This window comes from Pseudomonadota bacterium (assembly GCA_039024915.1).
Classification (GTDB): domain Bacteria; phylum Pseudomonadota; class Alphaproteobacteria; order Rhizobiales; family MH13; genus MH13.
In genome coordinates, this window is sequence record JBCCPK010000009.1 from 34,107 (window position 1) to 59,693 (window position 25,587).

Below are 25,587 nucleotides of genomic sequence, written 5' to 3' on the forward strand. Positions count from 1 at the left end.
GGTCAGACCGCCTCGATCTTTCCGTGTCCTAAGGTCGTAGGGAAAGTGAAACACCAAAGGATGATTGTGTCGTAGGCGCTTAGATCGGCCTCCGCCGGAATGGTCGCGAACTGCTTGCCAGTGACCTCGTTCTGTTCGTCAAGTGCTCCGCCTGGAAGGCTTCCGAACCTGGTACGAACCATGTCAGCGTGAACGGCTGGGTCCTGATCGTTACCCGGGACACCGGTATAAAGTGCCCATCCGGGATTTGGGGAACCATCGAACTTGAAGCCCTCGTCTGTCTCGAAGGCGATGGTCCCATCTGCCTGGCGGATAAGGGTGAAGGTGCCTTCAAGAGTGTGTCCTGAGTCTCCCTTGAAGGAGCCTTTAGCGATGAGCATGGTCGTCTCCAGATGCTTTGCAGATGAATAAGAAAAGGGCGCGGGATCAGATCTTTCAGCGGACAAACCGATCCCAGTTGATGTGAAAAAGACCACAAATTCTCTTGGAACCGGTTTGCCGCCGGGAGGATCAGGCCGCAGACCGGCCCGGGGTCGGGCCAGTGGCCTCAAGCGTTCCGTCTGACCGGATCACGACCGCACTGACCTTTTGGTGCTTACCGATGACGCTTCCATTCCGAAGCGCTGCCGGCAGCGTTCGCTCTACGAGCAAAGGCACCGTCATGGTGACCTGCTCGTCTTCATGGTAAGTGAGCATTTGTTCGCGCAGCAGCCCGATGGTGATCGCCTCACCAAGCAAGGCCGATTCGATGTAGTCGGTGTAGTAATGGACGCCGGCAATGTTGCGAGCGTTCGAGATGTTCCACATCAGCTTGTTCAGCTCACCTTCGAGGGTCAGACCTTCAGGAATAGCGACGCTGAGCAAGTCGATGTCCGTATCGTCCAGATTGGTGCCGCAATCGGGAACAAGAGCTCCTTCAGTCGGTTTGACCAAGTAGACCGGTTCGACCAGACCCGTTTTCGGGTTGAAGCGCGACATCGCGAAAAATGCCTTCAGCAACGTGACGCAGGCTCCCGCCACTGTCGCGTGCCCGGCTCCGTAAGCCGGATGCATAGGTGACCCTTCAGGGAACGCCATAGGGAGAAGCCACTTGGCGATGTCGAGGTCGTTTTCGTCTTCTCCGTTCTGCTTTGCGTTGTGCAGCCGGATATCTGTTAGAATTGCCTCGAGGGTCGGGTCTGATCCACGGACGGTCGGGTCTTGAGGGAAGGTGTATTTTGCAAGGGTGCCTCCGAGCTTCCGCCGCGCCTGCGCATCGGGCGTGTTGCCGGTTGCTGCAAACGCTACGACCTCTGGATTATCTTGCCGATCTGGCCTGTAGCCACTGTAGATCATGTGGAAGAGCGCGCCCGCTGCCTCGGGACGCAGACGTCGATGTACGGCAAACTTCTGTAGCCTGACGGCTTTAAGCGCCCGGCTTGAGACTTCGGTAACCAGCGTTAGGAGATGAGGTCCGCCGAAGAGGGCAAAGGGCTCTCGGTTGGATTTCTCCACCGGGTTTTCGGTCCGATCATGGTACGGGATACCCGGATCAAACGCGAATTCTTCGCCCAACATCAACAAGGCTGCATTGAGGTAGGCCTGGTAAAGCTGATCATCGTGAACGTAGGTCGCCATGTCGCGCAGGCGAGCCATGAAGCGGTAGGCATCGGGGATGAATTCTTCACCTCTGACATCCCGAACGAACAGCCGTTTATTCAGGCCATTCTGAACTTCGATATAGTCCTTCCAGGCCGTCATGTAGTCTTTCTCAGGTACCGCGACTCGCACCTCTTGGCTGATGCGTTGACTGCCATAGTCGATTTGGCCGCTGGCGCGATCCTGGAGCTTGGCACCGGGATCGCATTTGTTTGTCCGTTTGGCAGTGCCCATCACCATGAACTGGGACAGGAATGGAGTATGCCATCCGTCTTCACCGACGCCTCGGAATAGGGTCGAAGGATTGATCCCTTTGTCAGGCCGAACGGCATATCCGAAGCGACGTCGTTCCCGTTCCTCGGGCACCGCGGTATCGTCGCTTGCGATGCCCTGGAACCATTGCATATCACCCAGGCGCCCGGCGGCGGCCGCGACATGCGTGTTGCCTTGTCTGATTTGGTTTTTTCGGTTGTTGCTGACATCGGACCCATCCACTTTGGTAAGACCGGTGACCAGACTCTCGTCCATAAATGATGCGATGGGCCAATCGCGGCTGAGGGCCATCTGATAGACTTCCGCCATCTCGGCGGCGAATTCGTTTGATCCCTCCAGCGGGGCAGGCGGCATCGTTATGGCGAACGGATCTGGCCCTTGAAGTACGTACGTATGGCCCGCCGTCGGGCTCTCCCATTGGCGATAGACACCACCCAGCCCACACTCCGGGTCGTCTGGGTTCTTGAGCTGATCCTCATCTTCGGTGTGGTACGGCCCTTGGTAGATGGGCACGCAAGCGAAGGCTTGCGGATCGTGAAGCTCGGTGCCTTCGATAAACGCGTCATAATCTGCAGGGTCGGCCAGCAAGCCTTGTTTGGTGTGCTGCTGACCCTTGGTAAAATTGAATATGTAAGGTGGAACAGGGACCCGATTGGCTCTGTGCTGTGGGTGGTCTGCGGCAGTTGATAATTGCGTTGCCGCGTCGCGCACTTTCGCAGCTTTTTCCTTGCGGCCGGGGTCGGGAAAGGGCTTCACGTCGTGCGGGTTTTGGGTGTGGGTCATGGTGACACCTCGGAAAAGACGGTTGGGGCAAAACCTCATCGCAAACCGCAGCCAAGTGACTGTGGGCTAGTAGGTTTCTGCAGGCTTTGTGGAGTGGCCAAAGGCGGCCGGGTTTCTGGTCACGGTTCACATGCGAGCCTCCATCGGGATTGTGCTCGCACGGTGCCAGAAGCGGCGTCAGCCGCGCGTCAGATCAGCGTCAAGTGTTCGTTAAATCGTTCGTCGGGTCAGATTATTTTGCCTGGCAGCGACGCAATGATCGCCGATTTCTGAAGGCTCTGGCTCGGGTAGGATGGATCGCGCAAATGCGAAATCTCGAAGCCAGGTTCCAAGACCTGCAGCTTGTTCATCGCCGATTGAGCCGCATCTTCATCGCGCTGATGGAACAACAGCGCCGTCAGAAACCGCAGGGGAGCGGCGAGATGTGGAAGCCGTCCATGGGCTGCTTCACCAAAATAGCGAGCGTCTTTTAGGTCGCCCGCCATGATTGCAACAACGCAGCAAAGCAGATCGATGTGTCCACGAAACGGTGATGCCCCAGCTATCGCTCGTGCCTTCCGGCAATGGTCCAAGCCTGCCCGGTGATCCCCAAGGTGGCTTGCGGCCACACCAAGGCAAGCCCATCCCAGAGCATTGGCTGGATTGATGTCAACGCTCTGTTGAGCAAGTTCGTGGGCATTGACGAACGAAAGGAAGACAAACGCCTCACACTGGGCGCATAGACTAAGCACCAGCGAATTGGTTGGCTCCGCCTCAAGCGCTTGGATAATGAGACTGCGGGCCTCTTCCTCGATGATATCAAGGTTTGTGGGCACCAGTTCCGCGGCGAGGAATGAACGAAGGTAGGCGCGCCATGCGAGGTACACTGCTTTTGGGGCTATGATGAAAGCGCGCTCAAATTCCGCATCCGCTTTACGGAAATCAGCCATGGTGTGCCGGCGCATATGGGCCAAGCCTCTCCGATAGGCTGCCATCTCAGAACCCTGCGTGCTGAGCTCGTTGATCATCCACCCAAGTGCAACGTTCGAAGACGTGCTGACGGTCCTCAGGATACCCTCAGGCAGGTCGTCGGTCAGCATCTCCGGAGTAACGTGAACCAGCTCGGACCAAATCTGCAGTTTGGTGGTGCGTTCTTGCAAAGTGATATGCGTAAGCGTTCGTTCCGGATTTGTAGTGGCGATCAAGTCGATGTCCGTCCGCACCGGGTCCGCATAGGAGCTATCATCATCGGCCGGTGAACCCATCAGAACATCGACCTTCACACCATCGCTGATGGTGCGACTGATTAATCCGGCCAGGCCGTCCGCGAGCAACCCGCTCGCGCCATTTGCATCTGATCGCAGGCTTGAGATGACCAGCCGGGGTCGACGCTCATTTTGACCTGAGACGATCGGCGTATCGATAAGACAGGGCCGCATCGCCTGCTCTTTGGCGATTTCAGCTCGCTCGTCCCTCAACCAGTTTTGGAACTCGATCTCTCCATTGATATGCAAGCCTTCAAGAAATTCCAGCTTGTGCGCGTCGGCTCCCGGTTCGACGATCTCAAACAGAGTGCTGTCCAATTCCAGTGAGCCGCGCGTCGCAACGAACAGCTGACGAAAAACGTCATGCCGTTCCCGGATCACATACAGCTCCTGTCGGAAGCTCCGATCAACAGACTCTTCGTCTTTGGCACACCACAGTTTACTTGCCAGCCAACTCCGCGAGCGGCGAAAATCAGGCGCGCGGCACAACAGGCCGAACAAGCCGGCACATCGCTTCGATACGGGCGTGACATCGGTGCCGTCCGCAAGCGTTATGCGGAAGGGCCCGAACATGTTTATGCGCATTGGCGTCGTCACATTCGCCCCCACCCAGAATGACGTGTGCTCGCCTATTATTCAAAGCATTAGACACCCATACAATGCCGTTAAGTCAAGTTTTACTCCGTATTTGTGAGGACGGTGTTAGAAACGCGTCAAAAAAGACAGATCGAGCCGACGGCTTATTGACCTTATTTGCGGTGCTTTGTTTGCTTCGCTGAAGTTCAATCAAATGCAGAGGCGAAGATGGCTGGCTTGGTCTTGGAAGGTGCGCGTGGAGCACGGGGTGCTCGTGGTGCAAGGGGCGCTCGCGGAGCGCGAGGAGCACGCGGAGCGCGTTCCGGTGCGGGCGGTTCGGTTTCTTCGTCAGCGCTTGCAGCGGCGCTGACAACGGCTCGCGACGGCGTGAGCGGTCACTGGACGCTGCCAACCAGCGCGCCGGTCGCTCTACCCACTGGCGAAGACGTGCACAGCAATCTCGATCGCTGGGACCTGAACGTTCGCCACGCGACGCTGTTGACGCTCCTGCTGGATGGCGTCCGATTTGAGGGTACAGATACCACGGCGAATTCGGCAAAAGTGAAGGTTGAGGCGCCCGGCGTAGCATCTGCCGCGGACTTGGTTGAACTCGTCAGGCCAACCGCTGATCAGTTCAAAACGCAGCTTGATTACGTCCATGGTTATTCAGCACTGCGGCTCGAGCGCCTCGATGAAATCGAACTCCAGCTTGATGACATCACCTCTTTCATCGGCAGCCCAATCGGTCTGCACCCCGACAGGCACAGGCATACGTATGAGTTGATTGACCTCATTCACTCAGCAACCGTTTCCGTCGAGATGCGGGTCAAGTACGAACTTGCATGCCGGCGTCCGTCCGAATTCTCGGAACAAATCCAGCCCATGATCGACGTCCCTGGGCATTCTGCGTATCCCAGTGGCCACGCCACCGAGTCCTTTGCGATCGCCTATGTCCTCAGCGCACTTGTCAGCGGCAGTTCTCAAGTTGGTCCGAACGTGGAACAGCAAATGCTGCGGCATGCGGAGCGGATAGCCACCAATCGGGTGGTGGCTGGGGTCCATTTCCCGATCGATAATGTTGCCGGCATGATCTTGGGCAAGTCGCTAAGCGAGTACTTCCTGGCAATGTTCGGCGTCGGCAGCGCGATAACAAAGCGCAGGCTTGAGATCAGCGATAAGACAGGCTCGCCCGGGAAGTTCGGTGCGAACGATGACTTCGATTACGAGATCATCAACAACAATGGCGGGCCAGGATGGCCAAAGGTCCTGACGGAATCTCCCTTCAGCCAAACCATAGACAGCGCTGCTGCGCCCAAGGCACTCAAATGGCTTTGGGCCAATGCGGTCTCCGAATGGGCTCGTCCGTGAAGAGCCGGGAAGGGGAGTGATGCGCGATGGCTACTCATGAATGGCAGGCTCGAGCTAGAAAGCACCTCGATCCATACGAAGACTGGCGATTGAAGCTTAACGCCCGTTCCAAGGAGCAGGGCGGGGATGGCGACGAGATCGAAGGCATAACCGATAGTGGTGCCAATTGGGTGGCTGTTCGGTTGCGCGTTAAGCACCCAAGGCAATTTGGTGACGGGGAAGGTACGGCGCGCGAGGTCCTTGGTCGCGTTCGCGATATGATCGTTCCCCAACCACCCCGCTCTATAACTCTTCCCAAGCTGCTCCTAAGCCGAAAAGGTTTGGATCGTTTCAGTTCTTCGTTTCCTGAGAGCACTACCGAAGAGGATGCGCTTTCAAGCCTCAGCCAGGGCTATTTCATCAAGGGCCAGATGCGGCTGGATGATATCTTCGATCAGGGAGCCTATCGCGAGGACTATCCCTTCGAGCTTCGCTTCGCGGCGCCCGAGGCTCTTCAGCCATTTTGGATCGGCACGGGTGCTGATCAAAGACAAGCCTCGTCTTCCCAGCGGCCGCTCGACGAGGCCGTAGGCGACCGGGAAACGGCCGATGGTCAAGAAAGGTCTGTGATCACTGCGGTCATTGATGACGGGATTGCGTTTGCGAACGCACGGTTCTGCACCAAGCACCAAGGTGGCCAGTTGTGGAGGACGCGTTTCCTTGCAGTCTGGCTGCAGGATTTGGAACAGCGTCCGGCCTCGAGCGGCGATGTTGACTACGGTTACCTTGTAACCAAGGCGCAATTGGACGGCTGGCTTTTAGCCCATTCGGACGACGTCACGGGGGCTGTTAATGAGCGAGCGGTTTACCGAAGTGCCGGAATTAACGCCCGTTCGCATAGGGCCATGAACGTCTACCGAAGCGCAACCCATGGCGCCCATGTCGCTGACGTCGCCTGCGGATACGATCCGGAGCATGAGCGGTCTGATCGACCCATTATCGGTGTGCAACTTCCATCGGTTATCACGGAAGAAACATCCGGGCGCGCCTTCGCACACTACGCACTTGACGCCCTGGAGTTTGTATTCGAGCAAGCCAGCGCGCTTAAGCCGGGCGCTCCGCTGATCGTCAACCTGAGCTATGGGTTTCAGGCTGGTCTGAAGGACGGCAGCAGCTTTCTTGAGCGTGAAATCGATCGGCTTGTCGATGAACGGAAACGCAAAGGCGAAGAGACCTATCTGTATTTGCCAGCAGGAAACTCGTTTGCTGCCGATACAAACGCCCGTTTCGACTTGCCGACTGATACTGGTCGGTTCGGTATGTCCGTCGAATGGGAAATACAGCCCGATGATCGCACTGAAAGCTTTCTCCAGATTGTCGCCCGCGGTTCCGAAGGTGTTGCTCCAAACGTCGCTATTGTTCTTAAGCCTCCGCATGACTTGCCACGCCACACTGTGCTTGGTCATGACCAGCAGGATGTTCAGGTCCTATTTGCGGACCCAACTGATCCAAAAGGTGGTTTCCCGCTAGCGGCTGTTTACATTGAGGAATTCCCTTTCACGTCCTCTTCCTCCGAAGACAGCGGTCCACGAGGGGAGCAAGGACAATCCTTTTTGGTCGCTTGTAACCGCACCAATTCACGCGACTCTGGGCTTGCTCATCTCGCTCCACTGCGGCCTGGCCGCTGGGTTATCGAAATCCAAAACCGCTCGACCCATTCGGTATCAATTCAGGTGATGGTGCAGCGCGATGATACCTTGGCTGGCGACGCAGCTGGTGGCCGGCAATCTGTTCTGGATCATCAGTCGCGGTACCGAAAATCCAGAAGGACGGGCGCATACCTTGATCGTGAAGGCTCTCCAATAAACGGCGAAAACACGCTTTCAGCCCTGACAGGAGGCAAGGAGCCTCGGGTGGTGGGAGCGAGCGATGACGGTGCAATCGTTCCAGATCTTGTTGGCGCTACCGCCAAAGATGTTCTGGCGGTCCAGCCTCAGCCTGCCCATTACACGGCCGCCGCCGCTGAAGGATTGTCCTCCGATCCGAACTTATCTGCCGTCGTGGATCACGGTGCATCCATGCCAGGTCTTTACGCGTCAGGGACGGTCAGCGGCTCCATGAGGGTTCTCAACGGCACCAGCGTTGCCGCTCCGCTAGCTGCACGCGCGCATGCTGATGAGTTGATAGGCCTCTCAAAACGGCAGTTTCAGCAACCCCCAGCGAGCCAGCAATTAAGGCAGGGTGCCCGACGACTGGCTCGCAACAACGCGGGGCACGACGCCAACGATTACCGCCTCAAACGGGCCCAGCTGCGCTGACGGCGTTTAAAGGTTCGATGTTGTGTGATCCAGCGCTGTTGCGCGGCACTTGGAGGAATGGCTGTGGAACTTCATAGAGCCGACGAAGCCAAGAAAAGCATAACTGACATCGTCGAAAACTATGGTGTCCGCGAGCTCCCGGTCGATAAAGCCGTCGCCCCATCTCCGGTGGATCGATATTTCTGGCTGAGAACCAGTGTGACCAAAGACGGTGTCGGTGGTCACGCTCGAAAGTTCTTCGCGACGGTGGAACGACCGGAATGTTCAACTCGTGGCGAGTACCGATTGGCAAACTTGGTTCTTCAGGGAGGCGGCACACTGGGCCTCGCCCATGTCGGCTTCATCACCGGCCTCGAAAAGGCTGGCGTCAGATTTCTCGGTCTGGCGGGCACATCCGCAGGCGCTATCCTTGCGATGGGCATGGCGGCTATTCGAGGAAAGGACCTAACCGCCGAGACCCACACAGCATTATCAACGTTTGTCGCATCCATTCCGATGGATGAGTTCATCGACGGCCCGCGCCCAGTTCGTAAGTTCCTCAAGCGTTCCTTAGTCAGCGCGCCGCTCACAAGCCCAAGTTACTGGGTCCAGGCGCTCGCAGCGTTGCGCCGCTTACGGGATAAACGGGGACTCAATCAAGGAGACGCGTTCGAGGAGTGGCTGGAGACAGCTCTGGCGGGCCTCGGCTTCCGCACAATCGACCAGCTCTACGATGCTCTCGATGCAATCTATCACGATGTGGAAGGGCTTCGCGGCGCCGAGGCCAAAAACATCATTGATGGCCTGCCGCGTGAGATCTTTCGTACCGAACCCCATGCCGGCAATGGGAAAGACGGGGCGAGGCCCGGTGCTGCGCTCCTGAAGTTGATGACGATGGCAATGCCAGCAGGGCTGAAGTTGAGCCTACCGGAGGATCTGACGCTGCTTCAGGCGGAGTATCAACACGCCTCTCCGGCGCGATTGGTCCGCACGTCCATGTCTATACCGGGTTTCTTCGAACCGGTGGTCATGCGGACGAACAGTGTGCGTTGGGGTCGTCACATCCAAAATTCGCTCGGACCTGTCCTGTCCGACAAAGAGGCCAACTCTCTGGCCGATCTTGCAGACCTTTGGTTCCTTGACGGCGGGATGATGTCCAACCTGCCAAGCGATTCCTATCGGTCCTTGATGCCTGAGGTTCCAACCATTGTCGTTCCGTTGGTCAGCCGCAGCAAACCAAAAAGGATAGGTGGACGCCGAACCTACGCAAACTTGCTCAGTGATGCGTTTGCCGCCTTCACAGCGGTGCGCGGACAACGCGATCGAGAGGTCCTCGCCCAGAACGACGACTTAGAGGCGGAGTTTAACTTGGTCGAGGCGAACCTTGCCAAAGAGCGGCACTGGCCGCAGCCGCGCATTTACCCCACCCAGATTGCGCCGGTCGATCCAGGCGATGCCAATTGGCTCGACTTCGTTATGAACGACAGTGAAAAGCAGAAGCTGTTCAATCACGGCCTCGAAGCTGCGCTGAGATTCTTCAAAAAGATCGATCAACTCGATGCCAAACGGGAAAGGAAGTCCTATGCCTGAGGATAGTGCGAATCTTTTTCAAGAGCTTACGGAAGCGGTCGGACGCGACACGGATTGGCGATCCGCTTCGGCTCAAAGCAGCCAAAAGCCATCTAAAGTTTCGCGTACCAGTGATGCGAAGCTCGATAGCTCCAAAGTCAGAGGTTTCATCCAAAAGCAATTCGGCAACAGCCCTGCCCAATTCGATCGTGCCGACAAGAAGCGAAAGGAACTGGATGGCGAGCTGGCGAGGCTCTCCGCCGAGATAAGCCTTCTTCAGCAAACGATACAACCGGACAGCGGTGAGCCTGCACTTACTGATCAGGCGACAGAGCGAGCGGGGGATACGGCCCAAAGCGGGAGCCGAGATTCAGACCTGCCTGGCTCAGCCGGTAGCGGAGGCACCGGCGCGCCAGACGTTCCTTCTCGCTCGGAGATGGCGCAGGACAATCTGATCAATCAACGCGGTTTCGGTGAAGGTAATTCCCAAGAACCCGACGTCATCATGGCGCAGCGTGCTGCCGAACGGAGGGCAATTGAAGGCCGGAGAGCCAGAGCGATCAGGAACCGCAACGGCGCGCTGAAGAAGCTTCTGGCAACGATGCAGGAAATCGTGAAAAGCCTTGAGCAGCCGTTCAATCAAGAGCTTGCCGCTATTGTTCCCGATGAAGACTCGCAGCAACCCCGGCAGTTCGTTATTGAGACCGAAACTGGGCGTTTGCTCAAAAAAGACGAGTTCATTGAGGCGCTTAAAGCGGATGACGGCGCAGAGTGGCTCAGTCGCCATGTGCGGATGAACAAGAAAGACGTGGAAACTAAAGCCGCGTCAGTCTTCGAGCGCATGACGATCGGAAGTGTGACCGAAGAGCGAGATCCCGACACTTACATCCAGCGCTTTCAACAAGCCTATAACCGCCTGCGCCAGGAAGCTGAAACGCAGGAGAAAAAGGTCCACGAAGTTCATGGTCAGAGCGCCGATGCTGTTTCCATCTTCGAGATGGGGATCAACGCGGCAGCGACCCTCGAAGAGATCTTGCTTCCGGTCATCAACCAAGACCTCGAAAGCGAGAAACTGAAGGCAGAGGTTCAGTGCGTCCACGACGAGCTTACAGCGTTCAAGAGACGCCTAACCGCATATCGTGATTACGCGCGAAAGGTGGAGACTTTCCTTGGAGATGGCGAGGCAGTCCTGCGCGACATCCATCGAAAATACTGCATTGAACCGCGCATTAAAGCAGAGAAGGCGGAAGCGCTGGGCGTTGCGCGCCAGGCCCGGGGCCTTGAATTTCTCCGGCCGATCGCACTGCTTTGGGCGGTGTTTGTGACAGTTCTCACGAAGGGGGCACTGGCCACCAGCACGTCGGAGATCATACATCTGTTCACCACAGAGATCCTCAGTGTCACATTCGTAACCGTATACGCAATCTCTGTTTTCATTGGACGTGGTCAACGCAAGCGCAGAATGGAGCGTTTGGAGGAGCATGCGCGGAGCACGTTTAGGCGGACGCTCGGTCTGACGGTCGACACATCCGCATGGGGCCTCGTTAATAGGCTCTTCGGCGTCAATCGCGAGGACATACAATTTTCATCGAGGCGTTTGTCAGACATCGACCATAGCGGTGAAACCCGCGAGGATATCTCCAGCTTCCGGTACCTTGGCGCTGGCTTAGGTTTAACGCAACCTCATGCCTTGGACGCGCACACTTGGCGTTTGGCAGGTTGGAACCTCCTTGCTCTCGCGCTTCCCGCAGCTACATTTTTCATGGTTTACACCCCGATTGATGCTGAGCATCAGGCCTTTGTGGCAACGCACAATAACGGAAGTCTCTGTGTTTATGCGTCCGGTCGCCTCGTCTACTCGGATGCCGATAATTTCTATGTTGACCCTACTCCCCACCAGGCGGAAAGGGGCTCCGCCAGACTTATCGATACGGTGCTCCCTGAGATGGCAGCGACACCGGTACCGCGCGACAGAATTCTCCTGATTGCGCCAAACAAGCGGAAGCCCGATGAGGCATGCGATACACCGCTCGATACTCAACCGCTGCGCGTAACCCATGAGGGGGATGAACTGGAGACAATTGCAGATGCATTCATGACAATTGCTGACCGTCCGCCGCAATTTGATGGAGACGAAGCTTGGACTGCGGTTGTGGACCAATCGCGGAGTGTTCTGGTTAACCTGCTTGATTATTCCGAGGTCTCTCAAGATCAGACGACGGCCTTCCAGCAGTCGGTTGATGCGCTGGGGGTCGCTGTGGGCGGCGTGCTGACAACAACTGATCTCGTAAAGCTGATCGTCTCTCCCTTTTCAGCACCACGTCCGGGCCTTGGCGGGATCGGTGACATAGATATTCAACTCGATTTACCTGCCGAACTGCATGCTCCCGTTGATCAATTCATAAGCGCGATGACTTCCCTTTCGCGTACGCTCCAGGAGCAGATTGACCAAGGGGATAACACCGAGCGGCTGGAAGAGTTGCGAGCAAGGCTTGCCGAAATCGTCGCTTTGGTGGCGGCGTCAAACGAAAACGTCGCAAGCGCTTTGGAGCGCGAAACCGAAGGCGTTGCCCCCTCGAGCCCAGCGATCGTGACGCCTGTCGCCATCGACGTGATGGGATCACAGCTTTCTGCCGTATCAGTCTCGCCCATCGTCAACCTCCCTGCGGAAAGCGCCGGATCGACGACCAACGTTACCAACACCTTCTTCACGCACATAAGTGTGCCCGGCGTTGCGGTTCAGCCCGAAGCAATCTTGAACGCGCTTGTTATGCCGTTCTTTCCCCGACCGATGGAGAATTCAGGGGTCGATAATCCTAACGAGGCTTTTTTTTGGGGGATGGTCAGCCTCGTGCCACCGGTCATTGACGGAGCCGAAACATACTTTGATTACGTCGCGCGGGGGCTGCACGCCTGCATAGAAACCGGCGGTGAGATCAAGATTGCGGTTCGTGGTTACGCGAGCGAATCCTGGCAAGTCCCGCCAATGGGCGAAACGGACGATGAGTTAAACTGGCACCTTGGCGAGGGTCGTAGAGCCGCGATTTTGCTGGCTTTGGCCGCCGCCTTGCAAGAGATTCCGAACGCGAACAGCGTTCTTGACAAGGTTTTGGTCGCTACTCGTCCATCCAGTGATCCGGTATCACTTGACCAGTATGTCCGTGCGATTCAACCGCTGATGGACTTGGCAGAAACGTTTGGCTCCAAAGTTGACGTATCGAGGAGCTATGATTTGGGACCTGTTTTTGGGCGGTACAGACACTTCAATAGCTTTGGCGAGATGACCAGGGCTCGATCTGGTTGGATGTCCGACGTCTTGCCGCCTCGCGTTGAAGGGGCAGCCAACAACTTTGAAGAGCTGTTCGCACGATCGGTGGTCTTTAGCGTCGAAGAGGTGGTGAGTAGCAACTGCCGCATAGCCGAAACAGCTACAAGTACTGCATCACGCTGATCGGAATTGGACCGGCAACGCCGAGCTCGTGCAACTTCCGCTGGCCCATCTTCGGTTTCGAGTTTGATTGCCTCACACCGTCCAAATGGTGCCCAGGAGAAGACTCGAACTTCCACGGCCTTGCGGCCACTGGCACCTGAAGCCAGCGCGTCTACCAATTCCGCCACCTGGGCAAGGCATGCAGAAAGCGACCACGGCTTAGGGTGCCCCTGTTCGCTTGTCAACGCTCACAGCAACGTGGCCAGGCGTTAATCAACCAGCATCCTAATACCGTGCTGCCAGCCGCTTCACATGGCGGTGTTTACGCCCTAGGTGAGACCGTGACCACGATCGGAAAAGGGTCTTCGGAAATGATTGATGCGCCTGGCAATGCGGGCCTTAACGGCAAGTTGGTGACTGTCTTTGGTGGATCCGGATTTCTCGGGCGGTATGTCGTCCGTGAGCTGGCCAAGAAAGGTTACCGGGTACGCGTCGCGGTGCGCCGGCCGGACCTCGCGGGGCATCTACAGCCTATGGGCGCTGTCGGTCAGGTTCACGCGGTGCAAGCAAACCTGCGGTTTGACTGGTCGGTCGATCGGGCAATTGAAGGCGCCGATGCGGTCGTAAATCTGGTCGGCATACTGTTTGAAAGCGGTAAGCAGAGCTTCAGTTCCATTCAAGCCGACGGCCCTGCATTGATTGCGCAAGCATGCGCAAAGGCGGGCATCTCCAACTTTGTTCACATGTCAGCAATCGGCGCGGATGCGACCTCGGACGCCGGATATGCCCGAACGAAAGCGCTCGGCGAGCACGCAGTCCTGCTGGCGGTTCCTGACGCCATAATCATGCGTCCCTCAATCGTGTTTGGCCCGGAAGATGAATTCTTCAATCGCTTTGCCAACATGGCGCGGTTCTCGCCGATACTCCCTGTCGTCGGGCCAACAACAAAGTTTCAGCCCGTCTATGTGGGCGATGTTGGCGATGCTGTTGCCTTGGCAATCGATGGGGCCGCGAAGCCTGGAACCATCTACGAGCTGGGCGGTCCGGAGATCGACACCTTCGAAGGCTTGATGGAGCGCATGCTCAAGGTCATTGAACGTCGGCGGCCCATCATTGCGCTTCCTAGAAATGTTGCGATGCTCCAGGCGCGCGTTTTCGAGCTCCTGCCTAAACCGGTCCTGACGGTCGATCAGGTCAAGCTCCTTGCGAAGGACAACGTCGTTTCGCAAGCGGCTCTTGATGACAGCCGTACGCTTGAAGGTCTAGGCCTCACCGCTTCGGCGATGGATGCAATACTGCCGACCTATCTTTGGCGTTATCGCAAGCATGGTCAGTACGCCGCGTTGGGTTCCAAGCCCTGACCACGGGCCGAAGGCATGCGCCTTGGCGCATGATGTTCCTCTTTCGTCTTCGGGCTTCCTCAACCCAGCAACGCAAGCCCAACAAAGCCCAAGCTGCCGACAATAATTCGCCACCAGGCGAATAGAGCAAAGCCATGCTTGGATACATAATCGAGGAGCCAGCGCACCACGATCACGGCCATGAAAAACGCGGCAACAAACCCGACGGCGACCACCATCAGTCCATCCGTCGTGACGATGTCGCGGTTAGCGTAAAGATCATAAACGAAGGCGCCGGACATTGTGGGCATGGCCAAGAAAAAGGTGAACTCCGCCGCTGAGCGTTTGTCGGTCCCCATCAACAGTGAGCCGACGATCGTCGAGCCGGAGCGTGATACGCCAGGTATCAGGGCCAAGCATTGGAAAAGGCCGATTCCCAAGCAAAGCTTAAGCGGGTAATCCATCACATCATTGTAGCGAGGCGAGAGCTCCATCCTGTCCACCAGCAGCAAGATGATGCCGCCCACAATCAGCGTCGTGCAGATCAGTGCCGGCGTTTCGAACAAGATCGTCTTGATGAATTCATGCATCAGTACGCCTGCAAACGCTGCCGGCAAGAACGCAAGGACTATACCTGCCACGAACCGTCGCGCTCGTGGATTTGTCGGAAGCTCCTTGGCGATCTGCAGGAGCTTCACAGTGTAGACCGATAGGACCGCCAAAATGGCGCCCAGCTGAATAAGAACTTCGAAGATTTTCCCCTCGTTCTCGAAGCCCAGGAAATGCCCCGCCAGCAGAATATGCCCGGTCGAAGAAACCGGGATGAACTCGGTCAGGCCTTCCAGCAGGCCCAGAAAAAGGGCCTCAAGAAATGTCTCAAGGGTCATTAGACAGGCCTTTGAACGCGGGACGAGGAATAAATATGACCGCTCCCGATGCAGCGTTAATCGCTCCACCTAAGCTGCGCTCGATAAACCAGCATTGCGTAAAGATTTCCTGCACCCCGCCCCATTGTCGCTCAACGGGTGTGCGCCTATACCCACCAGCCTGACAATGGCTGTATGCAGGCACAGCCAGTAAGGTCATCTGTGCAACGTCTTTTGCGTTCCGCACCATAAGCTTGAAAGTCTCAATGCCCACGCTCTTCCACCAATCGCTAGACGTCGCCAGCCGATATGTTCGTCTCACTTTAGCCGAGTACGGTGTTCAGGCCGAAATGCAGGTGGAGAAGGTCTGGGCGCGGCGAAAGGAGTTCCTGTCGCTTAATCCAGCTGCGACTGTTCCCGTGCTGGTGGTCGACCAAGCCAATCTGGTGGGCGCCGGACCCATTACGGGTTTTGTTTGTGAAACGCGCGACGATCAAGGGGCACCGCTGCTTCCCACCGACCCTGCCGATCGCGCCGAGGTCCGTCGGTTAGTCGATTGGGCGCTGCTTCTGCTTGAAAGCGATGTCTCCTCGGTACTGGTCCTGGAAAAAGCACTAAAGCGGCAAATTCCACATGAACACGGTGGAGGTGCCCCAGATACCAAGGCAATGAGAATTGCCCGGGGTAACCTCGGCTGGCATCTGCGCTACATGACACATTTGTTGGCTAGCCATGATTGGCTGGTGGCAGAGCGTCTCAGCCTCGCTGATCTCGCGTTTGGCGCTGCGATGTCCTCGCTCGACTATCTCGGTGAAGTGCCATGGTCCGATCATCCACCGCTCAAAGACTGGTACGCACAGCTCAAATCCAGGCCTTCATTCGCTCCGATCTTGTCGGAACGGGTCACGGGCGTCATCCCGCCCGATCATTATGAAGACCCCGACTTCTGACCCGCACGGATTGATCGGCAAGGCGGCGCGCGAAACCGGCTTTGATGTCTGGGCCGTAACCCGTGCCGATGAGGCTGACGATCTGCGGGAGAGATTGAATCGCTTCGTGGCGCTCGGTCGGCACGGTTCGATGGGTTGGATGGCCGAGACCGCGAGCCGGCGGAGCCATCCCCGGCGTTTATGGCCAGATGCTAAAGCGATCATCATGGTGGGAGCGTCCTACGCGCCGCCCAGCGATCCCACCGTGACGCTTGAGCAATCCGATGTTGGAACGATTTCCGTCTACGCGCGCAATCGTGACTACCATGATGTCATCAAGGGGCGGCTGAAGACGCTAGCGTCAAAGCTGGTTTCCAGGCTCGGCGGCGCCGTGAAGGTGTTTGTTGACACAGCGCCTGTCATGGAAAAGCCGCTCGCTCAGGCAGCTGGCCTGGGTTGGCAGGGCAAGCATACCAATCTGGTTTCGCGTGAGCACGGGTCGTGGTTGTTCCTGGGTGCGATTTTCACAACGTTTGATATTGCCGCTCAACAAGCTGAGACCGACCATTGCGGCAACTGCACCCGCTGTCTTGATATCTGTCCAACAGATGCCTTTCCTGCGCCCTACCAACTCGATGCCCGGCGCTGCATCTCCTACCTGACGATCGAACACAAAGGTCCGATCCCGGTCGAGTTTCGCAAGGCAATAGGAAACCGCATCTATGGCTGCGATGATTGCCTGGCGGTCTGCCCCTGGAACAAGTTTGCGCAAACCTCGTCCGAGGCTAAGTTCCGCGCGCGAACTGAGCTGAACGCGCCAAAGCTTGAACAGCTGCTGCGCCTTGATGATCAGCAGTTCAGGTCTTTGTTCTCAGGCTCGCCGATCAAACGGATTGGCCGTGATCGCTTCATCCGCAATTGCTTGATTGCGGCCGGCAATAGCGATCGGCTCGACCTTCTGGCGCCTGTCGAAGACCTGCTCAACGATCCTAACGGAATTGTTCGTGAAGCGGCCCGCTGGGCCCAGGGTGAACTCCTGCAGCACAGCTCCGCACCAATTTCGCAAGCGGGCTAAGCGGTGCACCAGTTTGCGGTGGATGTGGCCCCCGATTACCTTCGTCCGTCAACGTTTATCAGCGCGCCCCTACACGGGTTTGAAGCCATCGGCCTGCAATGCATGACCGGCAAGGTATAGCGAGCCACAAATCAGTATCCGGGCAGGCTCCTGGGCACTCTCTTCGATTTCCGCGAGCGCTTGCTCGACACTCGATGCAACCGAGGCGAAGGTGCCGGTTTCTGACGCAGACGCCGCGACAGCAACCGTGTCGAGCGCCTTAACATGATCGGGGATCGGTACAGCGATCACCTGCCGGGCGAGCCCTTCGAAAGGGCGAAAGAAATCGGTGGCTTCTTTTGTGCGCATCATGCCCGTGACCAGGTAGAGTGGTCGCTGCACGCGATCCTCAAGATCAGCCATCGCTTCAGCTAACGCCTGTCCGCCGCCGGCGTTGTGGCCGCCGTCGAGCCACACGTCACACGATGGCGCACGCTGCGCGAGCGCACCAGTGAGCTTTTGCAGCCGGCCGGGCCAAAAAGCAGCTGTGACGCCTCGCGCGTAGTTCTCGTCCGAGCCGTTGAGGTCACAGTGGCGCAGGCAGGCAATGGCGGTGCCGGCGTTGATGATCTGATGCCGCCCTGTCAGCTTGGGCAACGGCAGGTCCATAAGCCCAAAGCCGTCTTGATAGACGAGCCGGCCATGTTCTTCATAGGCCATGAAGTCCTGACCGTGTTCGATCAATGGTGCCCCGACCCGCTCAGCAACTGCCCGCAGGACATGCAGGGCGCGGGGGTCCTGAGGCGCGACAACACATGGGACATCCCGCTTGAGAATGCCAGCTTTCTCAGCGGCAATCTTCTCGATGGTATCGCCGAGAAATCCCATATGATCCATTGAGATAGGCGTGATCGCACTGATGTGAGGTGCCTCGATCACGTTCGTCGCGTCGAGCCGCCCACCCAACCCAACCTCAAGCAGACATGCATCTGCGGGTGTTTCGGAAAACAGCATCATCGCGACCGCTGTGGTGGCTTCGAAAAAGGTGATCGCCTGGCCGCCATTGACGCGCTCGCAACGGACTAATGCGTCGGCCAAAGCCTCATCATCAACGAGCTTGCCCGCGATGCGGATGCGTTCGTTGAAGCGGACGAGATGCGGCGATGTGTAGGCGTGAACCGACTTGCCCTGGGCCTCGAGAAACGCCCTGGCGAACGCGATAGTAGAGCCTTTGCCGTTGGTGCCTGCGACGTGGATCGTCGGGGGCAAACGCCGATGCGGATCGCCCATCTCAGCAAGTAAGCGGTTGAGTCGTTCAAGCCCCAAATCCCACGCGCGCGGGTGAAGCATTGTGAAGCGCTCCAGGAGCGCAATCGCGTCGTTCTTGCCGACCGCTGGTGCCGGGACCTGGGGATGCAGGGGATCGTTCATGAATGTGATGTTTGTCCCGCAGCGACCGGCTCAGCGAGCGGTATGGGCTGTTCGTTGGACTGTTGGTCGGCGTCGCCCTGTGCAGCCGCCCCTTCGTCAAAACCATTGGCTGCATCTGCTGGCGGGTCGACTGTGTCCTCTTCGTTCTGGATGGGGGCGGGCTGCCCATCGCTCATAGGCAGGGCGATCGGGTTCGTCATCAGATCGACAAGCCGCGCAAGCGTCGTTCGCATGTCTTTGCGCGCTACCACCATGTCCAGCATGCCATGTTCAAGCAGGTATTCCGCGCGCTGAAAGCCTTCAGGCAGCTTTTCACGGATCGTCTGCTCAATGACGCGCGGGCCGGCAAAGCCGATCAGCGCGCCCGGCTCGGCGATGTGAATGTCTCCCAGCATAGCGTAGGATGCGGTTACGCCACCGGTGGTCGGGTTGGTCAGGACCACGATGTAGGGCAGTCCGGCTTCCTTGACCTGCTGCACGGCGACGGTCGTGCGTGGCAACTGCATAAGCGAGAGGATACCCTCCTGCATGCGTGCGCCACCCGAGGCCGCAAACAGGATCAAGGGCCGTCCCCGGTCAACCGCAACCTCGCAGGCCTTAATAAACGCCTCGCCAGCCGCCATGCCCAAGGATCCGCCCATGAAAGCGAAGTTTTGTGCGGCGACCACGACGCTTTGACCTTCAACGGTTCCTGCCGCAACGATGAAAGCATCTTGTTCGCCGGTCTTGGCGCGGGCATCCTTGATACGATCAGTGTAGCGGCGTTCATCGCGAAACCGGAGCGGGTCTGCGGCAACGTCGGGGGTGCCGATCGTCTCGAACTGGCCGCCATCGAACAGCCGGTGCAACCGCTCGCGGATCGGCATGCGCATATGATGGCCGGAATTCGGCACCACCCAGTCATTCTTTTCGAGATCACGATGGAAAACCATCTCGCCCGTCTCAGGACACTTGATCCAAAGGTTCTCAGGGGTTTGACTGGAGGAGAAGAGCGTACGGATTCTTGGCCGCACGACATTGTCGATCCAATTCACGAGGCGCGCGCTCCTTTTTCTGAAAGCCCTGTAGTGGGCGCGATAGTTCAGGCCGCCTTGCGAGCCCGGCGAACCCCGGCGGCGAGGTCAGCGGTAAGTGCTGCGACCTGTTTTACCGTCATATCTGTCGCCCGGCCATCCCGATCAAGGCTTGCCTCGATCGCACCGACAAGGGCAGAGCCAACCACGACGCCATCCGCCACGGCACCGATGCTCGCCGCATCACCGGGCGTTTTGATGCCGAAGCCGACCGCTACCGGCAGGCCTGTCGAGCGGCGGATGGCCGCCACGGCTTCACCTACGGCCGCCGGATCGGCGCTACGCGTGCCGGTAATGCCCTTGATCGCGACGTAATAGACAAAACCGGACGTGTTCCCCAAAACCGCCGGCAGGCGGGCCGCGTCGGTTGTCGGGGTGGCAAGGCGTATAAAATTTAACCCTGCTTCAAGAGCGGGCAGGCAGAGCTCCGCGTCTGTCTCTGGCGGAAGGTCGACCACAATTAAACCATCGACCCCGGCAGCAAGGGCATCGCTCAGGAACCGGTCCACGCCATAAATGTAGATCGGATTGTAGTAGCCCATCATGATGATGGGTGTGTCGGCATCGTGCTCACGGAAGGCCGTTATCAGGTCCAGCGTCTTGCGCAGTGTTTGTCCGCCCTGCAAGGAGCGGCGAGCGGCCGCCTGTATGGCCGGCCCATCGGCCATAGGGTCGGAGAAGGGCATACCGAGTTCGATCAGATCGGCACCGTTGCTCGAAAGTGCCTTCATGATCTCAAGCGATGCCTCGTAATCAGGGTCGCCACCCATCACGTAGGTCATGAGCGCTGGGCGCCCTTCTGCGCGCAGAGCGGCGAAACGTGTCTCGATCCGCGTGGTCATACGGGCACCTTGTACTCGACGATCTCGCCGTCTTCTTTGGTGTAGGCGAAAGTCGTTCCGGGTACGGAAAGAACTGTCAGAACCTTTTCTGAGGGCCGTGCTAGCACCACCCCCTTTGGTCCTTTGACGATAGGCCGGTTTATCAGGATCGGGTGGTTTTCAATCTCATCGAGTAGGGCGTCTTCGGTGAGCGTCTTATCGTGAAGGCCGAGCTCCTGATAGGGTGTTCCCTTCTCGCGCAGTACGTCGCGGACCGTCATGCCAGCAGCCCGAAGCAAATCGACCAGCTCTCGCCGTGAAGGTGGTGTTTTGAGGTATTCTATCACCGTCGGTTCGACCCCGCTCTGGCGGATCATCGCCAACGCATTGCGCGAGGTCCCGCATTTGGGGTTGTGGTAGATGGTGACGGTCACTGTCTCGCCGCTCCTTGCGCCTCTAGGGCTTGCGAGACCGTGTGCACATCCTTATCCCCACGCCCACACAAGTTCATGACGATTATGCTGTCGCGGGACATCTCTGGCGCGATCAGTGCCACATGCGCCAACGCGTGGGCAGGTTCCAGTGCCGGCAGGATCCCCTCCGTCCGCGCAAGGAGTTTGAACCCTTCAAGCGCTTCGGTATCGGTCACGGGCACGTACTGCACACGGCCAATGTCTTTAAGCCACGAATGCTCTGGACCGATCCCCGGGTAATCGAGCCCTGCTGAGATCGAGTGGCCTTCAAGGATCTGACCATCATCATCTTGCAGCAGGAACGTTCGGTTACCGTGTAGAACGCCGGGTTTGCCGCCTGAAAGCGAAGCCGCATGGCCATTCTCGACGGACACACCATGGCCACCGGCCTCGACACCGATCAGCTCGACGTCGGTATCGTCGAGAAATGGGTGAAACAGCCCGATGGCATTTGATCCGCCGCCCACGCAAGCCACTGCTTTATTAGGCAGGCGACCTTCCACCTCGAGCAACTGTTCGCGGCACTCACGCCCGATGACCGATTGGAAATCACGCACCAGCATTGGGTAAGGATGGGGACCTGCAGCGGTACCGATCAGGTAATACGTCTCGTCAACCGTCGCCACCCAGTCGCGCAGCGCCTCGTTCATCGCGTCCTTCAACGTGCCTGCACCGGAGGTAACCGGGATGACTTCTGCTCCCAGAAGCTTCATGCGGAACACGTTCGGCGCCTGCCGTTCGACGTCTGTCGCGCCCATGTAGATGACCGCTTTCAGGCCAAAGCGCGCACAAACCGTCGCTGTTGCCACGCCATGCTGTCCAGCACCGGTTTCAGCGATAATTCGGGTTTTGCCCATGCGCCGCGCCAGGAGGATCTGCCCCAGGCAATTGTTGATCTTATGGCTGCCTGTGTGGTTCAGCTCGTCACGTTTGAAGTAGATTTTCGCGCCGCCAAGTTCCTCTGTAAGTCGCTCTGCGAAATACAGTGGTGACGGGCGGCCAGCGTAGGTCGCATTCAGTGCGTCGAGCTCGGCTTGAAAAGCCGGGTCAGCCTGGGCATCCGCATAGGCCTTTTCCAGATCCAGGATGAGCGGCATAAGTGTTTCGGCAACGTAACGGCCGCCAAATATGCCGAAATTCCCGCCCTCATCAGGGCCCGTGCGATAGGAATTGACCGGTGTGTCCACGCAGATGTTCTCCCTTAGGATGCGGCAAACGATGGGTCTGGGGGCGAAACCTTTTGCCCGCCGCGCGCAGCCTTGATGAATGCTTCTATCGCGAGTGCGTCTTTGATCCCTGGAGCGCTTTCGACGCCTGATGATACATCGACGCCATGTGCGCGCGTCCGTTCGATCGCCTGGGCAACGTTTGCTGCCGTCAATCCACCCGAAAGCATGAAGGGTTGCGTCCGGTCAAGCGAGTCCAGGAGCCCCCAATCGAAAACTTCGCCCAACCCGCCCGGGCGTGTTGCATCTTCTGCCGGTTTCGCATCGACCAATAAGCGGTCTGCGACCCGTCCCAGCGAGTTCGCCAGTGTCACGTCACTTTCACTGCCGATACCCACGGCCTTCATAATTTTCGTGCCGAAACGGGCTCTCACCACCTCGATCCGCCCAGCGTCCTCATGGCCATGCATCTGGACCCAGTCGGGGCGCACCCGCGTTACAAGTGACCTCATCAAGGCGTGGTCTGCATTGACTGTGAGGACGACGATTGAGGATCGGCTACGCGCTTGATCTGCAAGCGCTGCCATGGTCTCAAGGTCAATGTGCCGAGGGCTTTTTGGGAAATAGACAAACCCCACCATGTCAGCACCTGCGTTCAACGCGGCTGTAACGGTCTCGGGTGTCGATAAACCACAGATTTTGACAGACAGGCGATCCATGGCGATGCTCTAGACGGGCGGGCGCTGCACGGCAACCTCAGGTTTGTTCGTGCGGCGATGCGTCAGCGTATGGGGTTCGCCCAACAACAAGGAGCGGTGCGGGTGAGTTTCAGCCCTCAAGAGGTAGAGCGGTATGCGCGGCACCTGGTGATTAAGGAAATCGGCGGCCCGGGCCAGATGAAACTGAGAGCCGCGCGGGTCGTGGTGGTCGGTGCGGGCGGTCTTGGGGCACCCTGTCTCCTGTACCTCGCCGCTGCAGGCGTTGGGACGATTGTGATCGTCGACGATGATGTGGTCTCCCTATCCAACCTGCAGCGCCAGATTATTCACAATGGTGAAGCTATCGGTCAGCCCAAAGTACATAGTGCCGCTTCAGTACTCTCCTCGATCAACGACACAGTTCAGATTGTTCCGGTCGCGAATCGAATGTCACGCGATAATGCGACTGACCTTCTGGCGGATGCGGATGTGGTCGTCGATGGCAGCGACAGCTTCGAAACGCGGCAGGTCATCGCCGAGGTCTGCGAGCAGGTCCAAGCGCCGATGGTCACAGCCGCGGTATCTGTTTGGGATGGATCCCTGACCGTTATCGCGCCACACATGTCTCTCGCAGATGGCCGTTTGGCGCCCTCGTTCGGTGACATCTACCCCGCAGCGCCGGAACCCGGATCGCTGCCCACCTGCGCCGAAGCGGGTGTGGTCGGCGCGCTGACAGGAACGATGGGCACCATGCAGGCGATGGAGGTGGTCAAGCTGATAACCGGCGCTGGGGAGCCGCTGATTGGCCGCGTTTTGCTTGTCGATGCTTTGACGATGCGGTTCGAAACGCTTGAGGTGTGATGGTCATGATGTGGTTACTGTCCTGCCGCCGAAAGCGATGACAGCCACCGAACAAACGGGCTAGTCGACGGAGACGAGGTAGCCTTGCTTCATGCCTCCGGTCACAGTGGTGTGCGGTCCTTACGGGTAAAAATCCGCACAGGCACACCGTCCCTGCCTGCCTGTGGATCAGAATTCGTTCCGTAACGCAGATCAACCTCGGGGTAGTCAACCTCATCAACATCCGGTCGGCGTGTACCGATCTCCAGAATAGTTGCTGGTGCATTGGAATCATTGATGATTCTATGGCCCTCAGAAACTCCACCCTTGAAGCCAATCACATCACCGGGGCGCAAAAGCGTTTTGCCCTCATCGGTTTCGAGTGTCGGCGTGCCGCTCAAGACGTAGACGAGTTCATCCTCGCAGCTGTGATAATGCACCAATGCCGACGCGGACCCCGGCGCGAGCGTGGTGTGGTTTACGCCGAATTGGTCAAGGCCAAATTGATCACCCAGTGCACGCTTCGCGCGCCCCTTGGTGGTTGACGCGAAAGGCTCTGGATAGATCGTTGACGTGCGTGGTGAAAGCTCACTGGCGGCAATCGGTCGGCGCATCGTAGCGCCTGTTTAGAGCATGCTCGGCAGAACGCGATCGGGCGGTCGATGCCCATCCGCGAATGCTCGAATATTGATGATAACCTTCTCGCCCATATCGATGCGACTTTCGAGGGTCGCAGATCCCATATGGGGAAGCAGAACAACCTTGTGCGCCCGCGCCAGCTTGAGAAGTTTGGGATCCGCAATCGGTTCGTGCTCGAAAACATCGAGGCCTGCGCCCCCCAGCTGATCGTTTTCAAGCATTCGGATCATCGCCGTCTCATCGATGATTTCGCCGCGGGCGGTGTTGACAAGAATTGCCGTTGGCTTGAGCAGCTTCAAGCGCCGCGCCGACAACAAATGGAAGGTTGCCGGCGTGTGGGGGCAGTGGACGGAAACGATGTCCATTCGCGCCAGCATTTGATCAAGCGAATCCCAGTAGGTTGCCTCGAGCTCTTCTTCGATGGCTGAAGCAACGCGTCTACGGTTGTGGTAGTGAATGGACAGACCAAAGGCCTTGGCGCGTCGCGCGACGGCCTGGCCAATCCGGCCCATGCCAACAACGCCGAGCCTTTTACCCCAAATCCGATGTCCAAGCATCCAGGTTGGTGACCAGCCGGCCCAGTCTTCTGCATGGTCCTGAATGAAGCGAGCGCCTTCCTTCAACCGACGTGGGACCGCCAACATCAGCGCCATTGTCATGTCGGCAGTGTCTTCAGTCAGCACGCCAGGTGTATTGGTGATGGTGATCGACCGATTGTTGGCGGCTTCGACATCGATATTGTCAACGCCCGCACCAAACTGGGCTATCAGCTTGAGGTTCGGTCCCGCCTGCGCCAAAAGCGCCGAATCAAGCCGATCGGTCACCGTTGGCACCAGGACATCGGCATTTCGCACCGCATCGACCAGTTCCGCCTGGCTCATCGGCTTGTCCTCGGTGTTCAGGCGCGCGTCGAACAACTCGCGCATGCGGGTCTCGACAGTGTCGGGCAGCTTCCGCGTGACGACAACCTGCGGTTTTGACTTCACCATCGCTCAACACCTTATGTTCCCGCCCCAACGCGCAGCGGGTCTGGAAGTTCGCATGGCTGCCTGTTGCGCTTGACCGAAAATTAACGCCGGTCGTCAACAATTGGACCGCCA

The 25,587-nt window shown here is 58.0% G+C and carries 20 protein-coding genes and 1 tRNA gene; 8 read left to right on the plus strand and 13 right to left on the minus strand.

What is annotated here, in order from left to right; genetic code table 11:
* Positions 1–2: 2 nt before the first annotated feature.
* From AAF739_16225 to AAF739_16235, 3 genes are all read right to left on the minus strand, one after another.
* A complete protein-coding gene (locus AAF739_16225; protein MEM6384221.1) occupies positions 3–380 on the minus strand; it encodes a DM13 domain-containing protein in 378 nt (125 codons plus the stop codon).
* A 130-nt stretch (positions 381–510) separates the two neighbouring features.
* Positions 511–2,694: a hypothetical protein gene (locus AAF739_16230; GenBank protein ID MEM6384222.1), complete on the minus strand. Its 2,184-nt coding sequence runs from the start codon at positions 2,692–2,694 to the stop codon at positions 511–513.
* Positions 2,695–2,921: 227 nt separating this feature from the next.
* Positions 2,922–4,319 (minus strand): hypothetical protein, encoded by a 1,398-nt coding sequence (locus AAF739_16235; GenBank protein ID MEM6384223.1) that lies wholly within the window; start codon positions 4,317–4,319, stop codon positions 2,922–2,924.
* Between the two features lie 423 nt (positions 4,320–4,742).
* Here AAF739_16235 and AAF739_16240 point away from each other — a divergent pair, with 423 nt between their 5' ends.
* The 4 genes from AAF739_16240 to AAF739_16255 all read left to right on the plus strand — a co-directional run bounded on the left by AAF739_16240 (position 4,743) and on the right by AAF739_16255 (position 13,178).
* On the plus strand, positions 4,743–5,882 hold the full coding sequence (locus AAF739_16240; GenBank protein ID MEM6384224.1) for a phosphatase PAP2 family protein: 1,140 nt from the start codon (positions 4,743–4,745) through the stop codon (positions 5,880–5,882).
* Positions 5,883–5,908: 26 nt separating this feature from the next.
* Complete coding sequence (locus tag AAF739_16245) at positions 5,909–8,179, plus strand: hypothetical protein (protein ID MEM6384225.1); 2,271 nt, start codon at positions 5,909–5,911, stop codon at positions 8,177–8,179.
* 63 nt (positions 8,180–8,242) lie between these two features.
* Positions 8,243–9,748, plus strand: coding sequence for a patatin-like phospholipase family protein (locus AAF739_16250; protein MEM6384226.1), 1,506 nt, complete (start codon positions 8,243–8,245; stop codon positions 9,746–9,748).
* Positions 9,741–13,178, plus strand: coding sequence for a hypothetical protein (locus tag AAF739_16255; protein MEM6384227.1), 3,438 nt, complete (start codon positions 9,741–9,743; stop codon positions 13,176–13,178). Before AAF739_16250 ends, AAF739_16255 begins: the two co-directional genes overlap by 8 nt.
* An 86-nt stretch (positions 13,179–13,264) precedes the next feature.
* Here the strand turns inward: AAF739_16255 and AAF739_16260 are convergent.
* Positions 13,265–13,351, minus strand: a tRNA-Leu gene (locus AAF739_16260).
* A gap of 177 nt (positions 13,352–13,528) precedes the next feature.
* Between AAF739_16260 and AAF739_16265 the strand changes: the two genes are divergently transcribed.
* Positions 13,529–14,518, plus strand: coding sequence for a complex I NDUFA9 subunit family protein (locus AAF739_16265; protein MEM6384228.1), 990 nt, complete (start codon positions 13,529–13,531; stop codon positions 14,516–14,518).
* A gap of 59 nt (positions 14,519–14,577) precedes the next feature.
* On the opposite strand, the gene AAF739_16270 is transcribed toward AAF739_16265, so the two are convergent.
* On the minus strand, positions 14,578–15,384 hold the full coding sequence (locus AAF739_16270) for an undecaprenyl-diphosphate phosphatase (protein MEM6384229.1): 807 nt from the start codon (positions 15,382–15,384) through the stop codon (positions 14,578–14,580).
* A 245-nt stretch (positions 15,385–15,629) separates the two neighbouring features.
* Here AAF739_16270 and AAF739_16275 point away from each other — a divergent pair, with 245 nt between their 5' ends.
* Together AAF739_16275 and queG are read left to right on the plus strand one after the other, a co-directional pair.
* Positions 15,630–16,313, plus strand: a complete 684-nt coding sequence (locus AAF739_16275) for a glutathione S-transferase family protein (protein ID MEM6384230.1) — start codon at positions 15,630–15,632, stop codon at positions 16,311–16,313.
* Positions 16,294–17,367: a tRNA epoxyqueuosine(34) reductase QueG gene (queG, locus tag AAF739_16280; protein ID MEM6384231.1), complete on the plus strand. Its 1,074-nt coding sequence runs from the start codon at positions 16,294–16,296 to the stop codon at positions 17,365–17,367. The genes AAF739_16275 and queG overlap by 20 nt, the downstream gene beginning before the upstream one ends.
* 69 nt (positions 17,368–17,436) lie before the next feature.
* Here the strand turns inward: queG and AAF739_16285 are convergent, their stop codons facing one another.
* From AAF739_16285 to AAF739_16310, 6 genes are read right to left on the minus strand one after another with little or no spacing between them, the layout of a single operon-like run.
* Complete coding sequence (locus AAF739_16285; protein ID MEM6384232.1) at positions 17,437–18,777, minus strand: folylpolyglutamate synthase/dihydrofolate synthase family protein; 1,341 nt, start codon at positions 18,775–18,777, stop codon at positions 17,437–17,439.
* Positions 18,774–19,811: an acetyl-CoA carboxylase, carboxyltransferase subunit beta gene (gene accD / locus AAF739_16290; GenBank protein ID MEM6384233.1), complete on the minus strand. Its 1,038-nt coding sequence runs from the start codon at positions 19,809–19,811 to the stop codon at positions 18,774–18,776. Before accD ends, AAF739_16285 begins: the two co-directional genes overlap by 4 nt.
* A 47-nt stretch (positions 19,812–19,858) precedes the next feature.
* Positions 19,859–20,692 carry a tryptophan synthase subunit alpha gene (gene trpA / locus AAF739_16295; GenBank protein ID MEM6384234.1) on the minus strand — a complete coding sequence of 278 codons (834 nt, stop codon included), beginning with the start codon at positions 20,690–20,692 and terminating at the stop codon, positions 19,859–19,861.
* Complete coding sequence (arsC, locus tag AAF739_16300; protein ID MEM6384235.1) at positions 20,689–21,105, minus strand: arsenate reductase (glutaredoxin); 417 nt, start codon at positions 21,103–21,105, stop codon at positions 20,689–20,691. Before arsC ends, trpA begins: the two co-directional genes overlap by 4 nt.
* The gene (trpB, locus tag AAF739_16305) at positions 21,102–22,331 is read right to left on the minus strand and encodes a tryptophan synthase subunit beta (protein ID MEM6384236.1); all 1,230 of its coding nucleotides are present in this window, start codon (positions 22,329–22,331) and stop codon (positions 21,102–21,104) included. Before trpB ends, arsC begins: the two co-directional genes overlap by 4 nt.
* A gap of 14 nt (positions 22,332–22,345) precedes the next feature.
* Complete coding sequence (locus AAF739_16310) at positions 22,346–23,029, minus strand: phosphoribosylanthranilate isomerase (GenBank protein ID MEM6384237.1); 684 nt, start codon at positions 23,027–23,029, stop codon at positions 22,346–22,348.
* A 102-nt stretch (positions 23,030–23,131) separates the two neighbouring features.
* On the opposite strand from AAF739_16310, the gene moeB reads away from it, so the two are divergent.
* Entirely contained in the window at positions 23,132–23,869 is a 738-nt protein-coding gene (moeB, locus tag AAF739_16315; protein ID MEM6384238.1) for a molybdopterin-synthase adenylyltransferase MoeB, read from the plus strand.
* Positions 23,870–23,970: 101 nt separating this feature from the next.
* Here moeB and AAF739_16320 read toward each other — a convergent pair whose 3' ends face one another.
* The gene (locus AAF739_16320; protein MEM6384239.1) at positions 23,971–24,462 is read right to left on the minus strand and encodes a cupin domain-containing protein; all 492 of its coding nucleotides are present in this window, start codon (positions 24,460–24,462) and stop codon (positions 23,971–23,973) included.
* A gap of 12 nt (positions 24,463–24,474) precedes the next feature.
* Positions 24,475–25,476 carry a D-glycerate dehydrogenase gene (locus tag AAF739_16325; GenBank protein ID MEM6384240.1) on the minus strand — a complete coding sequence of 334 codons (1,002 nt, stop codon included), beginning with the start codon at positions 25,474–25,476 and terminating at the stop codon, positions 24,475–24,477.
* Between the last annotated feature and the right edge of the window lie 111 nt (positions 25,477–25,587).